Below are 13,809 nucleotides of genomic sequence, written 5' to 3' on the forward strand. Positions count from 1 at the left end.
TCCCCCTGGAAGGCTCACCCCGATGACTGTCGTCGCCGACACCACCACCCCCGACACCACGCCGAGCACCGACGAGGTCGCCGCCCTCGTGCAGCGTTGGCTCACCGAGAGCGAGACGCACCCCGTCGAGCCCGCAGCGCAGCGTCTCTCCGAGGTTCTCAAGGACCCGAACGGACTCGCCTTCACGGTCGGCTTCGTCGACGGCGTGATGCGCCCGGAAGACCTCAGTGTCGCCGGCCGCGCTCTCGCCGACCTCTCGGACATCACGCCCTCGCTGCTGCCCGGCTACCTCCGCGCCGCGATCAAGACCGGCGGCTTCTGGGCGCCGAAGCTGCCGGGCGTCGTCGTGCCGATCTCGCGCCGCGTGCTGCGCGCGATGGTCGGGCACCTCGTGCTCGATGCGACGCCGTCGAAGCTCGGCCCGGCGATCGCGAAGCTGCGCAAGAGCGGCAACCGCCTGAACCTCAACCTCCTCGGCGAGGCGGTGCTCGGCGAGCGTGAGGCCGGCCGCCGCCTGCAGGGCACCTACGACTTCCTCGCCCGCAAGGACGTGGACTACGTGTCGATCAAGGTGTCGAGCGTCGTCAGCCAGCTGTCGATGTGGTCGTTCGACGAGGCCGTGGCCGACGTCGTCGAGAAGCTCACCCCCCTGTACGAGCTCGCCGCGACCTCGGAGGCCGCCGGCAAGACCAAGTTCATCAACCTCGACATGGAGGAGTTCCGCGACCTCGACCTGACGATCGCGGCGTTCACCAGCATCCTCGACCAGCCCGGGCTCGAGAAGCTCGAGGCCGGGATCGTGCTGCAGGCCTACCTGCCCGATGCGCTCGGCGCGATGCAGCATCTCCAGGAGTGGGCCTCGGCTCGCCGCGCGAAGGGCGGTGCGCCGATCAAGGTGCGCGTCGTCAAGGGCGCGAACCTCGCCATGGAGCACGTCGACTCGGCGGTGCACGGCTGGCCGCTCGCCACCTACGGCACCAAGCAGGATTCCGACACGAACTACAAGCGGGTGCTCGACTGGTCGATGACGCCCGAGCGACTGGATGCCGTGCGCATCGGTGTCGCGGGACACAACCTCTTCGACATCGCCTACACCTGGCTGCTGGCGCAGGCCCGCGGGGTGACGGATGCCGTCGAGTACGAGATGCTCCTCGGCATGGCGACGGGTCAGGCCGAGGCCGTCCGCAAGGACGTCGGTCAGCTGCTGCTCTACACGCCCGTGGTGAACCCGGCCGAGTTCGACGTGGCCATCGCGTACCTCGTGCGCCGCCTCGAGGAGAACGCGAGCCCGGAGAACTTCATGTCGGCCGTGTTCGAGCTCGCATCGGACCCCGCACTGCTCACTCGTGAGCGTGAGCGCTTCGAGCGCTCCCTGGCCGGTCTCGAGGTCGACCGCTCCGTGCCCTCGTCGAACCGCGTGCAGGACCGTGCGGCCGAGGGCGCCGCGGGTGCCGGCGGTGAGGTGACCACCGGTTTCGAGAACCAGCCCGACAGCGACCCGGCGATCGCCGCGAACCGCACCTGGGGTCGCGAGATCCTGGCGCGGTCCGTGGAGTCGACACTGGGTCTCGACTCGATCGCTCTCGCCAAGGTCGAGACGACCGACGAGCTCGACGGCATCTTCGCCGCCGCATCCGCCGCCGCCGTGCGGTGGGCCGCCCTGCCGGCCGCCGAGCGTGCGGCCGTGCTGCACCGCGCGGGCGACGAGCTCGCAGCCCGTCGCGGCCAGCTCATCGAGATCATGGCCCACGAGGCGGGCAAGACCATCGCCGAGGCCGACCCGGAGGTCTCGGAGGCGATCGACTTCGCGCACTACTACGCCGAGCGTGCCCTCGACCTCGAGAACGTCTCCGGTGCGGAGTTCGTCCCGTCCAAGGTCACCGTCGTGACGCCGCCGTGGAACTTCCCGGTCGCGATCCCCGCCGGTGGAGTGCTCGCCGGCCTCGCCTCGGGCTCCGGTGTGATCATCAAGCCCGCCAAGCTCACGCAGCGCTGCGGCGCGGTCATGGTCGAGGCGCTGTGGGCCGCCGGTGTGCCGCGTGACCTGCTCGCCCTCGTCGATCTCGCGAACCGCGATCTCGGCACGCGCCTCGTCGCCAGCCCCGAGGTCGACCGGGTCATCCTCACCGGTGCCTACGAGACGGCGCAGCTGTTCCGCTCGTTCCGCTCCGACCTGCCGCTGCTCGCCGAGACCAGCGGCAAGAACGCGATCATCGTGACGCCGTCGGCCGACCTCGACCTCGCGGCCGCCGACGTCGCCCGCAGCGCGTTCGGCCACGCGGGGCAGAAGTGCTCGGCGGCATCGCTCGCGATCCTCGTGGGCTCGGTCGCCGACTCGCAGCGCTTCGAGCGTCAGCTGGTCGACGCCGTCACCTCGATGCGCGTCGGCCTGCCCGACGACCCGGCGACCCAGATGGGACCGATCATCGAGCCGGCGAACGGCAAGCTGCTCACGGCGCTGACGACTCTCGAAAAGGGCGAGCGCTGGCTCGTCGAGCCGAAGAAGCTCGACGACGAGGGGCGTCAGTGGACTCCCGGCGTCAAGATCGGCGTCGCTCCGGGCTCGACCACACACCTGACGGAGTTCTTCGGACCCGTGCTCGGCATCATGCGCGCGAAGGACCTCGACGAGGCGATCCGTCTGCAGAATGCCGTCGACTACGGCCTCACCGCCGGCATCCACTCGCTCGACTCCGATGAGGTCGCCACCTGGCTCGACCAGGTCGAGGCCGGCAACCTCTACGTCAACCGCGGCATCACCGGCGCGATCGTGCAGCGTCAGCCGTTCGGCGGCTGGAAGCGCTCCGCGGTCGGTGCCGGCGCGAAGGCCGGTGGCCCGAACTACCTGTTCGGCCTCGGAGAGTGGGCCCCGGCCGAACTTCCCGCCGCAGCGCCCGGCGCCGCCGTGAACTCGGCCGTCGAGGCCGTGCTCGCCGCTGCGGGTGCAGACCTCGGCGCCGTCGAGATCGAGTGGCTGCATCGCGCCGCCGCGTCCGACGAGCGTGCCTGGGTCGACGAGTTCGGCGCCGTGAGCGACAAGTCCGGTCTCGGTGTCGAGCGCAACGTGTTCCGGTACCGCCCGGTCGCCGTCGACGTGCGCATCGCCGAGGCGGCGTCGCTCGCCGACGGCATCCGCGTGATCGCCTCTGCGCTGCGCAGCGGCAGCCCGTTCACGGTGTCGGCATCCGCTCTGCCGTCTCGCGTCGAGAAGGCGCTGCGCGCGCAGGGCGTGACTCCGAAGATCGAGAACGACGCCGCCTGGGTCAAGCGCTACGCGAAGGCCGCGGCGAAGGCCGAGCACACCTGGCAGCGCGTGCGCCTGGTGGGCGGCGATGCGTCGGCCCTGTTCGAGGCCCTCGGTGGCACGCCTGATGTCGCCGTCTGGTCGCACGCCGTGACGGGTGCGGGTCGCGTCGAGATGCTGCCGTTCCTGCACGAGCAGGCCGTCTCGATCACGAACCACCGGTTCGGCAACCCGACGACCCTGTCGGAGGGCCTGATCTGATCCCGGACTGTGACCGTCTGAACGACGAGGCCCCACCCTGCAGACGTCTGCGGGGTGGGGCCTCGTCGATGGAGGGATGTCCGAGCGACCTCAGCCGCGCAGCGCCTCGCCGAGCTTGACCCGCGACCCCATGCGCAGCAGCGAGTTCTCGTAGATCTTCGCGCCGATCATGATCGCCGCGACGCAGCTGGCGAGCAGGATCACGAGGCTGAGCAGCGGCTCCCACCACTGCGCCTCGCCGACGAACAGCCGCATCGGCATGCCGACCGGAGCCGAGAACGGCACGTACGACATGATCGTCAGCACCAGCGGGTTGTCGTTGAAGAAGATTACCAGGATGTACGGCGCCATGATCAGCATCGTGATCGGGGTGGTGGTCGAGCCGATGTCCTCCTGACGCGAGACCATCGATGCGGCAGCGGCGAACAGGGCCGCCAGCAGGATGAAGCCGAAGAGGAAGAACACGGCGAACCAGATGATCGGGGCGCCGAGGGTCGACAGCACCTCGCGTTGACCCGTCGCTATGAGACCGATGGTGGCGACCGCGGCGAGGGCGAGGATCTGACCCATCGCGAGGATCGTGTTGCCGATCACCTTGCCCGCCAGCAGCGTGCGGGCCGAGATGGTCGACAGCAGGATCTCGACCACGCGGGTCTGCTTCTCCTCCACGACGCTCTGCGCGATGGTGCCGCCGAAGGTCGCCGCCGCACCCATGAAGACGACTCCGAACGCGATCGCGATGAAGTACCGCAGCAGCGGGTTCGTCGTGGCCGGTTCGAGGATCTCGATGTCGGGTGCCTGCGACAGCGCCGACACGAGGCTGGTCGGGGCGTCCTTGAGAGCGATGATCGTCACCCCGGTCGGTCCGTCGCCGGGGAGCACCGCGGCGTCGACCTTCTCCGATCGCACGAGCTCTTCGGCCGCGGCCTGGTCGGCGACCTCGGTGATCTCGACTGAGGGGAGAGCCGACACCTCGGATGCCGTCTCGGAGGTCACTGCGACGGGCATCGCATCGGTGTTCTTGCTCGCGAAGCCCCCGATCACGATGCCGGCGAGGGCGAGCAGCAGCAGGATTCCGGTGGAGATCAGGAACGCCTTGCTGCGCAGCTTCGACCCGATCTCCCGCTCGGCGACGAGCCAGATCATCGATGCCTGCGAGGGCGAGCCTGCAGACCCGGTGGTGTTCGAGGTGCTCACTGGATGACCTCCTTGAAGATCTGGGCGAGGGACGGATGCTTGGGGGCGAAGCTCGCGACGTCTCCGCGTTCGACGGCGGTGCGCAGCACGCGCTGCGCGGTGTCGGCGTCTTCGGCGTCGAACAGGGCGTAGCCGCCCTCGAAATCGATCACGGTCACGCCGGGCTCGGCGCGCAGCCAGCCGGCATCCCCGGCGGAGACCAGCTCGTAGCGGTCGCCGGCGTGCTGAGCGCGCAGCCCGTCGCGCGAGCCGGCCGCGCGGATCGTGCCGCCGGCGAGGATCACCAGGTCGTCGCAGAGCCGCTCGACCACATCGAGCTGGTGCGAGGAGAACAGGATCGACGCTCCCTTGGCGGCGCTCGCCTGGAGCACCGACGCGACGACGTCGACCGCGAGCGGGTCGAGGCCCGAGAACGGCTCGTCGAGGATGAGCACCTCGGGGTCGTGCACGAGGGCGGCGGCGATCTGCGCGCGCTGCTGGTTGCCGAGCGACAGCGACTCGATCGTGTCTCCCAGGCGCTCGCCGAGTCCCAGCTCGGTGAGCAGCGCGGTCGCGCGCGACTCGGCATCCGCCTTGCTGAAGCCGTGCAGGCGGGCGAGGTAGACGATCTGCTCGAGCACCTTCATCTTCGGGTAGAGGCCGCGCTCTTCGGGCATGTAGCCGAAGTGGCGCCGGTCGGTGCTCGACAGCGGCCGACCGTCGAGTGCGACGGTGCCCCCGTCGGAGCCGAGCAGCCCGAGGACGATGCGCATGGTCGTGGTCTTGCCGGCGCCGTTGCCGCCGACGAACCCGGTGAGGCGCCCCGGCGCCACCTCGAATGAGACGTCGTCGAGCACGCGCCGAGAGCCGTAGCTCTTGGTGATGCCGGTGAGTACGAGCTTTCCTGTGGTCATGCCTTCACGCTATGGCGCGGTGCGGGACCGCGGCATCCCCCACGTGGCGGATCTGCGGGTGGAGTTGCGCAGCGCGGGAGGCGACGGTGGTCCGCCGTGCGGGGGAGAGCCCGCGTCAACGCAGGAAGAGCACCGAGAGGATCCCGAGCGCGAACGGGGCCATGGTCACGACGAACATGACGCCGACGATGATCCCGACGATCAGCCAGGGGCTGCGTCGCCGGAGGCGCTGGCCGGGCAGGGCGACGCCCGGCGGCGGGGGAGTGAGCAGCCCTGCGGGCGCAGCGAACGGCAGGGCGGGAGCCCCCGGATAAGGGCCAGGATGCTGCCCTGGAATCTGCCCGGGACCCTGCAGTGCTCCCGGGGATCCCGGATGCTGCGTGAGCCGCAGCCGGTCATCGCGCCAGCGCGCCCACTGGTCGAGCTTCGTGAGAAGCGCCCCGACGGCTCCGAACAGCCACCCCCAGGTGGCCGGGTCGAGGGTCGAGACATCGCGTCGCGCATAGAGGAACAGCCAGTCGTCGACGATCTCGACGTCGAGCTGCGCGGCGTGGTCGATGAAGCGCGCCATCACATCGGGGGTGAACAGGTACAGCGCATCGACCTCATAGCCCGTCGGGCAGTAGAGCGAGAAGTAGCGGTCGAAGTCGCCCTCGAGCGAGAGGCGCTGGTCGCTTCTGAAGGCGCCAGCGAGCGTGCTGCCGAGCGTGTTGTTGCCGAGCGCGTCGAGCACGATGTTCGGCAGCGGCACGTCGAGTTTGACCGCGACGTATCCCCAGCGATGCGTCGTCGACTGCTTGCCGTTGCTGGTCGTGTACTGGTAGTTGCCGAACTCGACGAAACGCGGCTCCACGCCGCGCAGCACGTCGGTCGACATCCGACTCGAGCCCGACGAGAAGATCATGCCGGGCAGGGGCGGCTCGTCGATGCGGTCGAGATAGCTCATGGCGTTGGCCCGGGCGAATCGCGCGAGGCGGAAGCGAGTGATGTTGCGCAGGCGGATGCTGCGGCGCACGAGCATCACGACGCCGACGACGATGCCGGCGAGAAGCACGAGCCCGATGAGCGCGGCGACGGCGACCCCCGCCTCCTGACCGACCGCATAGCCGAGGCCGAGGATCATGATCCCGAAGATGGGAACGACGCAGAGCAGCGCGAATCCGACGCCGACCCAGGCGATGATCCGTGCGGCCGACGTGGGGTGAGCGGTGCGCTGGGCGCGTGCGAACGCGTCGACCTCGGCGGAATTCACCGGATCGAGCAGGGCGCGGGCGTCGAAGGACCCGGCGGGAGCACCGGCCGACGGCACAGGAGCAGGCGTGGGAACTGTCACGCGTCCACGGTAGCCGAGCGCCTTCTCCGCAGCGTCAGCGACGGCCGGCGTGCAGAGCGGTGCGCACGAGGAGTCCGGCCACGAGAGCCCAGAATGCGGCGCTGACGCCCAGCACCGCGATGCCGGATGCCGCCACCAGGAAGGTCACCACGGCGGGGATGCGCTCGCCGGGGTCGTCGATCGCCTGCTGCACCGACGACCCGAAGGCGGCGAACAGCGCGAGCCCCGCCACAGCCGGGATGACTGCGTCGGGAGCGAGCAGCACCAGTGCGGCGAACGCTGCCGAGAAACCGCCGAGCACGAGGTACGAGACGCCGGTCGAGACCCCGGCGACCCACCGGCGCCGTGGGTCGGGATCGGCGTCGGGTGAAGCGGCGAGGGCCGCGCTGATCGCCGCGAGGTTGATCGCATGGCCGCCTGCCGTCGCGCCGATCGCGGTGCCGACACCCGTGACGAGCATCGCCGGACGCCAGGGGACCTCGTAGCCGAAGCTGCGCATGATGGCGATGCCCGGCACGTTCTGCGAGGCCATCGTCACGATGAACAGCGGCAGCGCCACCCCGACCAGAGCGCCGACCGTGAACGTGGGGGCGGTCAGCTCGATCCGGGGGACGAGGAGTCCGGCATCCACTGCCGTGCTCTCCTGCACCAACGAGACGGCCACCACGACTGCTGCCGCGACGAAGGCGAGCGGCACGGCCCACCGCGGCGCGAGACGCGCGAAGACCAACCACGTGATCACCACGGGAACCACGCCCCACGGATTCGCCACGAGTCCGGTGATCGGTGCGAGACAGAGGGGCAGGAGCACTCCGGCGAGCATGGCCTGCGCGATGGACGGAGGGATGCGGGCGATCAGGGTGCCGAGAGCGGGCCACAGCGCCGTGAGCAGGATGAGCGCGGCCGTGACGAGGAACGCGCCGACGGCTGCCGACCATCCGCCGTCGACTGCTCCGGTGGCGGCGAGGAGGGCGGCGCCGGGAGTCGACCAGGCGACGGTGATCGGCATCCGATATCGCCAGGCGAGGACGACGCAGGCGAGCCCCATCGTGAGGCTGACCGCGAGCAGCCCGCTGGCGGCCTGCTCGGGGGTCGCTCCGACGGCGCTGAGGCCCGTGAGCACCACGGCGAACGAGCTCGTGAACCCGACCAGCGCGGTGACCACCCCGGCCAGGATCGGTCGGGAGAGGGGCGCGGCGGTCGGCATGCGTCAGAGGCTATCGCGTGTCGAGGTCACGCCAATCCCATCCGGTGCGCGAGGACGACGGCCTGCACGCGGTCGCGCGCGCCGAGCTTCTGCAGGATGCGCGACACGTGCGTCTTCACCGTCGCCTCTCCGATGAACAGGGCGCTCGCGATCTCGGCGTTGCTGCGCGCATCGGCCAGCAGCACGAGCACCTCCGCCTCACGGTCGGTGAGCGGGTCGGCGAGCACGGTCGCTGCGACCTGCGACGGCACGGAGGCGGATGCCGGTGCGGTCGCCGGTCCGGGGGCCGTCGTGAACCGAGCCAGTACGCGTCGTGTGACCTCGGGTGCCAGCATCCCGTCGCCCGCGGCGAGGGCCCGCACCGCGGCGATGAGATCCTCGGCGCCGGCGTTCTTGAGCAGGAAGCCACTCGCACCGGCGTCCAGCGCCTGATAGAGGTAGTCGTCGCGATCGAACGTCGTGACGATCGCGATGGCCGCTCCGACCGCCGGGTCGGCGACGATCCGCCGAGTGGCCTCGATGCCGTCCATGTCGGGCATCTGCACGTCCATCGTGATGACGTCGGGGCGCAAAGCGGATGCCTGCGCCACGGCGTCGGCGCCGGTCGCCGCCTCGCCGACCACCGTGATGTCGGGTTGCGTGTCGAGGATCGTCCGGAATCCGGCTCGCAGCATCGCGTGATCGTCGACGAGCAGAACGCGGATGGGTGCGTCGGACCCGCTCATGAGGAGACACCCGTCTCGATCGGCGACGCGGCCTGCGCGCCGCCGGCGCCGGTCAGCGGAACTCGAGCCCGCACCCGCAGACCTCCCGCCGCGCGAGGAGCGACGTCGAGCGTGCCACCGGATGCCGCGGCGCGCTCGCGCATGCCCAGCTGACCGAGTCCGGGGCGAAGCACGGCCACGGCGCGACCGGTGTTGACGATCTCGACCTCGACCCCGTCATCGTCGTAGCGCACGCGCACATCGGCGGTCGCGCCGACGCCGGCATGACGCCGAGCATTCGTGAGCGACTCCTGGGTGATGCGATACAGGTTCACGGACACGACCGAGGGCACGGGCCTCGGGGTGCCGATCACCGCATAGTCGGTGGGCAGTCCCGCCTCCGACGACGCGTCGACCAACGAGCGGATGTCGTCGAGCGTCACGGTCGACGCGGCATCCGCCGTCTCGCCGCCGGGTGTGCGAAGCGTCTCGAGCAACTGCCGCAGCTCGTGGATCGCATCGCGCGCGGAGTCCTCGATGCCGCTGAGGATGCTCGTGGTCTTCGCAGGGTCCTGATCGAGCACGAGACGAGCGGCGCCCGCCTGCACGCCCATGACCGACACGTGATGGGCGACCACGTCATGCAGCTCTCGGGCGATGCGCACGCGGTCGAGGGCGACGGCCTGCGCCGCGGTCACCTCGCGCTCCTGCTCGAGTTCGGCCGTGCGCTGCTCGAGCACCGCGCGTTCGCGTGCGGCGTGCCAGGAGCGCTCGCCGAAGTAGTAGGCGCCGCCGAAGTACAGCACGTTCAGCAGCAGCTGGATGAGCATGAACGCGAGGTACGGAGACAGGAGTCCCGCCGCGACCTCGGCCTTCGCCGCCTCTTCGATGGCTTCGCGGTACATCGTGATGATCAGCCAGACGAACATGCCGAGGATGATGCCGACGCGCACGATCATCGCGGCCCGGCGGTTGTTCATCCAGGCGCCGACCGTATAGAGCGACACGAACATGGCGATGTTGCCGACATAGATCTCGGGCACCTGGAACGAGATGGCGAGGAAGTATGCCAGCGACACGGCGATCGCGACCGGGGCCGGCCAGCGCCGACGCACGGCCAGCGGTGCGGTGACCGCGACCGCGTAGACGAGAGCCGTCCACGGTTCTGCCCGGGTGTCGCCGTAGATGTCGGCCACGGTCGAGAGAGCGGCGCTGAGGACGGCGCCCACGAACATGACCGCCGCGAGCACGAGGTCGCTGCGCTGCTCGCGGACGCTGGGGATGCGGGTGAACGGCGCTGCAGACATCCTCTTACCGTAGAGCCGGGGCGGATGCGGCGGCATCCCCCGCACGGGGGATCGTGGCGGGGCCGTGGTGACGTGCAGACACGCGATCCTGCGAGAATCGAGCGTGACCTCGACTCCGCACACCGCGAAGCCCCGCCTCGCCCCGCTCTACCTCGCCGGATTCACCACCGCCTTCGGGGCCCACGGCATCGCGGCGGCGCTGGGCGCGGAGACCGAGGACATCGGGTGGACGCTGCTCGCGTTCGGGCTCACCCTCGCGCTCTACGACCTCGCCGAGGTGCTGCTCAAGCCGCTGTTCGGCGCGCTGAGCGACCGGGTGGGCGTGCGCCCTGTCATCATCGGCGGCCTCCTCGCGTTCTCGGCGTTCTCGGTCGTCGGCGCCGTGGTTCCCGGCATGCTCGGACTCGTCATCGGTCGATTCGGGCAGGGGGCGGCGGCATCAGCCTTCTCGCCGTCGTCGTCGGCTGCCGTCGCCCGGCTCACCGACGATGCCACCCGCGGGAAGTACTTCGGTCGCTACGGCTCGTGGAAGAGTCTCGGCTACGCGCTCGGTCCGCTGATCGGCGCCGTGCTCGTGGTCTGGGGCGGCCTGCCCGCGCTGTTCTGGGCGCTCGCCGTGCTCGGTCTCGGTGCTGCACTGTGGGTCGCTGCAGCGGTGCCACGGGTCGCCGTGCTGCCCCGCAAGCGAGTCACGCTCGTCGATCTCGGTCGAGAGCTGATCGCGCCCGGATTCCTCGTCCCGACCCTGGTGCTGGCGGCGACGACCGGCGCCCTGGCGGTCGCCGTCGGATTCCTCCCGCTGCTCGGGCGGCAGGCCGGGCTCGACATCGTCTGGAGCATGGCCATCGTGACCGTGCTCGCGATCGCGTCGAGCGTGGCTCAGCCGTTCGTGGGCGCCGCGCATGACCGCGGGCGCATCTCGGTGCGCACAGGCGCCGTCGGCGGCCTGGCGCTGATCGCGGCCGGCATCGCGCTCGCCGCGGTCACGCAGACTCCGGCCGCGCTCGTCGTCACCGCGCTGCTGGTCGGCATCGGCGTCGGGGTCGCGACGCCGATCGCGTTCTCGCACCTGGCCGCATCGACGCCGCCGGAGCGGATGGGCCGCACGATGGGCAGCGCCGAACTCGGACGCGAGCTGGGAGATGCGGGTGGTCCTCTCGTGGCGAGCGCCGTGGCGACGGCATCCGTCCCCGGCGTCGGTCTCGCGGCGGTGGCCGCGCTCACGGCCGGAGCCGGAGTGCTCGCGCTGGTGGGATTGCGGCGGGACCGCAGAAGCTCTTGACGCGTCACTTGTATTTTGCAAGTGTTGGCGCATGAGCCTCTTCATCACCTGCCCCGTCGAGAGCGTCGACCGGGCCACCGCGTTCTACACCGCTCTCGGCTGGACCCTCAACGCCGAGATGTCCGATCACAATGTGTCGTGCTTCATGATCGCGCCCGAGCAGTACGTGATGCTCGGCAGTCGCGAGATGTATGCGAGCGTCGGCGGCACGGAAGACGTGATCGGCGGCCCTGACACCCCCTCGAAGGTCACTGTCTCGTTCGACCTCGACAGTCGTGAGGCGGTCGACGAGCTCGTCGACCGCGCGGCTGCCGCCGGCGGTCGGATCGGCGACACCGACGACTACCCCTTCATGTATCAGCGCCAGTTCGACGATCCGGACGGCTATCACTACTCGCCGTTCTGGATGAAGCCGGACGCCGATCCGGGCGCGTGAGCGACCTCGCCGCAGCCCTCGACGTCGTCGGTGCCCGCTGGGCCCTTCTCATCGTCGAGAAGCTGCTCGACGGGCCGCAGAGATACGGCGATCTGCAGCGTGAGCTCGGAGCTCCGACGAACATCCTCGCGACACGTCTGCGCGAGCTCGAAGCGGCCGGAGTGCTGCGGCGACTGCCCCTGCGGCACAACACGCGCGCCTATGCCCTCACCGAGCGAGGCGTCGCATTGCGGGAGGCGATCGAGGCTCTCGGCCGCTGGGGCGCGGAGGTGCCGGCACCCGCCGAGCAGAACGAGCGCATACTGTGAACATCGCCGCCCTCTCGTGCGAAGGAGCACTCTGATGACCGGACGCATTCTGATCGACCTCTTCATGACGCTCGACGGCGTCGCGCAAGGGCCGGGCGGCATCGACGAGGATCCGTCCGGAGGCTTCGAGTTCAGCGGTTGGCAGGCAGGGTATCCGTCGTCGGGGATGGGGCCCCAGGTGCAGCGGGGGATGCAGGGACTCGATGCGCTGCTGCTCGGGCGCCGCACGTACGACATCTTCGCCGCGTATTGGCCGCATCACACCGACGGTCCGTCGGGGGAGATCGGCAGGCTCTTCGATCGGGTCCCGAAGTATGTGGCGACACGGGATGCCGACCTCGATCTGTCGTGGAAGGGCAGCGAGCGCGTCGGAGACGATCTCGCCGCGGAGATCGCCGCGATGCGCGAGCGGCACGACGAGGTACACGTGATCGGCAGCATCGACCTCGCGCACTCGCTGCTGGCCGAGGGTCTGTTCGACGAGCTCAACCTGTGGGTCTATCCGATCCTCCTCGGCACGGGCAAGAAGGTCTTCGACGACGGCGCCGAGGCGGCGGTGCTGCGACTGCTCGAGGCGCCGGTCGCCGACGACAGCGGAGTGATGCTGCTGCGCTACGGACGGACGGATCGGGTGCCCGAGGTCGGCACCTTCGAGGACTGAAACGGTATATCGCCCGCTTCTTTCCTCCTGCGTGGCGATCCGATAGCTTCAACTCAACGTGGCCACTCGTGCGTCGTCGGCGGGTGCGCAGCTGACGGCGTTGACGACGAGGACCCGGTGCCGCGGCGAAAGGCGCCGGGTTCTCACTGTCCGCTGGCTCAGCGGGCGCCGAGCACCCGCTCGATCACCCTCGCCACCCCGTCGTCGTCGTTCGAGGTGGTCGTCTCATCCGCGGCGTCCTGCACGACGTCCGTCGCGCCGGCCATCGCCACACCGTGGCCGGCCCAGCGCAGCATCTCGACGTCGTTGAGGGCGTCGCCGAAAGCGATCACATCGCGGCGGTCGATCTCGAGGTGCTCGCAGAGGCGCGCGAGCCCGGTGGCTTTGGTCACGCCCTCGGCCATGACCTCGACGAACGGGGCGCCTGAGAGCGTCGCCTCGAAACCGGTCAGCCCGAGGTCGCGCAGCGCGTCGAACAACGCCGTCGGGGTGAGTTCTGGGTGCCGGATCACGAGCTTGAGGCTGGGTGCGGCCAGCACATGATCGAGTTCGACGCCGCCCATCGTGCGTGGATCGCGCTTGTGGTCGGCGAGATCGGCGATCTCGGCATAGCCGTGCTGCGCGACGAACGTCTCGCCGCCCTCACGCACGCTCGCGAACAGCAGTCCGGGGATGCTGGCGCGCAGCGCCTCGGCCAGGGTGCGGATCGTCTCTGCCGGAAGCTCTTCCGCGAACAGCATCCGTCCATCGACGAGATGCGTCGCGTAGGCGCCGTTGCTGCACAGCGCCCAGCCGTCGAAGCCCGCGCCGTCCGCGAGCGCGCGTAGACCTATCGGCTGGCGAGCGGTCACCGGGACGACGTGGACGCCACGGGCGCGCGCGGCATCGAGGGCCGCGCGGGTGCGCCGCGTGACCGATGACGAGGAGTCGAGCAGTGTCCCGTCGAGATCGGTCGCGATCAGGCGGACGGTCACAG

General features: G+C 70.1%; 12 protein-coding genes. 5 read left to right on the top strand and 7 right to left on the bottom strand.

Going from position 1 to position 13,809, the window contains the following annotated elements:
* Positions 1 to 22 precede the first annotated feature (22 nt).
* Positions 23 to 3,505 carry a bifunctional proline dehydrogenase/L-glutamate gamma-semialdehyde dehydrogenase gene (locus tag ASE34_RS16630; protein WP_056280370.1) on the top strand — a complete coding sequence of 1,161 codons (3,483 nt, stop codon included), beginning with the start codon at positions 23 to 25 and terminating at the stop codon, positions 3,503 to 3,505.
* A gap of 90 nt (positions 3,506 to 3,595) precedes the next feature.
* On the opposite strand, the gene ASE34_RS16635 is transcribed toward ASE34_RS16630, so the two are convergent.
* The 6 genes from ASE34_RS16635 to ASE34_RS16660 form a co-directional block, all read right to left on the bottom strand.
* Entirely contained in the window at positions 3,596 to 4,651 is a 1,056-nt protein-coding gene (locus ASE34_RS16635) for an ABC transporter permease (RefSeq protein WP_053099273.1), read from the bottom strand.
* A 47-nt stretch (positions 4,652 to 4,698) separates the two neighbouring features.
* The gene (locus tag ASE34_RS16640; protein WP_053098032.1) at positions 4,699 to 5,595 is read right to left on the bottom strand and encodes an ABC transporter ATP-binding protein; all 897 of its coding nucleotides are present in this window, start codon (positions 5,593 to 5,595) and stop codon (positions 4,699 to 4,701) included.
* 115 nt (positions 5,596 to 5,710) lie between these two features.
* On the bottom strand, positions 5,711 to 6,928 hold the full coding sequence (locus tag ASE34_RS16645) for a hypothetical protein (protein WP_235567523.1): 1,218 nt from the start codon (positions 6,926 to 6,928) through the stop codon (positions 5,711 to 5,713).
* Between the two features lie 34 nt (positions 6,929 to 6,962).
* Complete coding sequence (locus ASE34_RS16650; RefSeq protein WP_053098031.1) at positions 6,963 to 8,135, bottom strand: benzoate/H(+) symporter BenE family transporter; 1,173 nt, start codon at positions 8,133 to 8,135, stop codon at positions 6,963 to 6,965.
* Positions 8,136 to 8,161: 26 nt separating this feature from the next.
* Positions 8,162 to 8,860 (bottom strand): response regulator, encoded by a 699-nt coding sequence (locus tag ASE34_RS16655; protein ID WP_056280377.1) that lies wholly within the window; start codon positions 8,858 to 8,860, stop codon positions 8,162 to 8,164.
* Entirely contained in the window at positions 8,857 to 10,146 is a 1,290-nt protein-coding gene (locus ASE34_RS16660; RefSeq protein WP_056280380.1) for a sensor histidine kinase, read from the bottom strand. Before ASE34_RS16660 ends, ASE34_RS16655 begins: the two co-directional genes overlap by 4 nt.
* A 103-nt stretch (positions 10,147 to 10,249) precedes the next feature.
* Here ASE34_RS16660 and ASE34_RS16665 point away from each other — a divergent pair, with 103 nt between their 5' ends.
* From ASE34_RS16665 to ASE34_RS16680, 4 genes are read left to right on the top strand one after another with little or no spacing between them, the layout of a single operon-like run.
* A complete protein-coding gene (locus tag ASE34_RS16665) occupies positions 10,250 to 11,428 on the top strand; it encodes an MFS transporter (RefSeq protein WP_056280661.1) in 1,179 nt (392 codons plus the stop codon).
* 31 nt (positions 11,429 to 11,459) lie between these two features.
* Positions 11,460 to 11,864, top strand: coding sequence for a VOC family protein (locus tag ASE34_RS16670; RefSeq protein ID WP_053098028.1), 405 nt, complete (start codon positions 11,460 to 11,462; stop codon positions 11,862 to 11,864).
* On the top strand, positions 11,861 to 12,172 hold the full coding sequence (locus ASE34_RS16675) for a winged helix-turn-helix transcriptional regulator (protein WP_056280383.1): 312 nt from the start codon (positions 11,861 to 11,863) through the stop codon (positions 12,170 to 12,172). The genes ASE34_RS16670 and ASE34_RS16675 overlap by 4 nt, the downstream gene beginning before the upstream one ends.
* A gap of 34 nt (positions 12,173 to 12,206) precedes the next feature.
* On the top strand, positions 12,207 to 12,833 hold the full coding sequence (locus ASE34_RS16680) for a dihydrofolate reductase family protein (RefSeq protein ID WP_056280385.1): 627 nt from the start codon (positions 12,207 to 12,209) through the stop codon (positions 12,831 to 12,833).
* 158 nt (positions 12,834 to 12,991) lie between these two features.
* Here ASE34_RS16680 and ASE34_RS16685 read toward each other — a convergent pair whose 3' ends face one another.
* Complete coding sequence (locus ASE34_RS16685; RefSeq protein WP_056280388.1) at positions 12,992 to 13,807, bottom strand: Cof-type HAD-IIB family hydrolase; 816 nt, start codon at positions 13,805 to 13,807, stop codon at positions 12,992 to 12,994.
* Positions 13,808 to 13,809 lie beyond the last annotated feature (2 nt).

It is taken from the genome of Microbacterium sp. Root280D1 (assembly GCF_001428975.1).
Taxonomy (GTDB): domain Bacteria; phylum Actinomycetota; class Actinomycetes; order Actinomycetales; family Microbacteriaceae; genus Microbacterium.

Coding starts and splice junctions, on each gene's coding strand:
- ASE34_RS16635 (WP_053099273.1), bottom strand. CDS start 4,651: ATGATCTGGCTCGTCGCCGAGCGGGAGATCGGGTCGAAGCTGCGCAGC.
- ASE34_RS16630 (WP_056280370.1), top strand. CDS start 23: ATGACTGTCGTCGCCGACACCACCACCCCCGACACCACGCCGAGCACC.
- ASE34_RS16660 (WP_056280380.1), bottom strand. CDS start 10,146: ATGTCTGCAGCGCCGTTCACCCGCATCCCCAGCGTCCGCGAGCAGCGC.
- ASE34_RS16640 (WP_053098032.1), bottom strand. CDS start 5,595: ATGACCACAGGAAAGCTCGTACTCACCGGCATCACCAAGAGCTACGGC.
- ASE34_RS16680 (WP_056280385.1), top strand. CDS start 12,207: ATGACCGGACGCATTCTGATCGACCTCTTCATGACGCTCGACGGCGTC.
- ASE34_RS16670 (WP_053098028.1), top strand. CDS start 11,460: ATGAGCCTCTTCATCACCTGCCCCGTCGAGAGCGTCGACCGGGCCACC.
- ASE34_RS16655 (WP_056280377.1), bottom strand. CDS start 8,860: ATGAGCGGGTCCGACGCACCCATCCGCGTTCTGCTCGTCGACGATCAC.
- ASE34_RS16650 (WP_053098031.1), bottom strand. CDS start 8,135: ATGCCGACCGCCGCGCCCCTCTCCCGACCGATCCTGGCCGGGGTGGTC.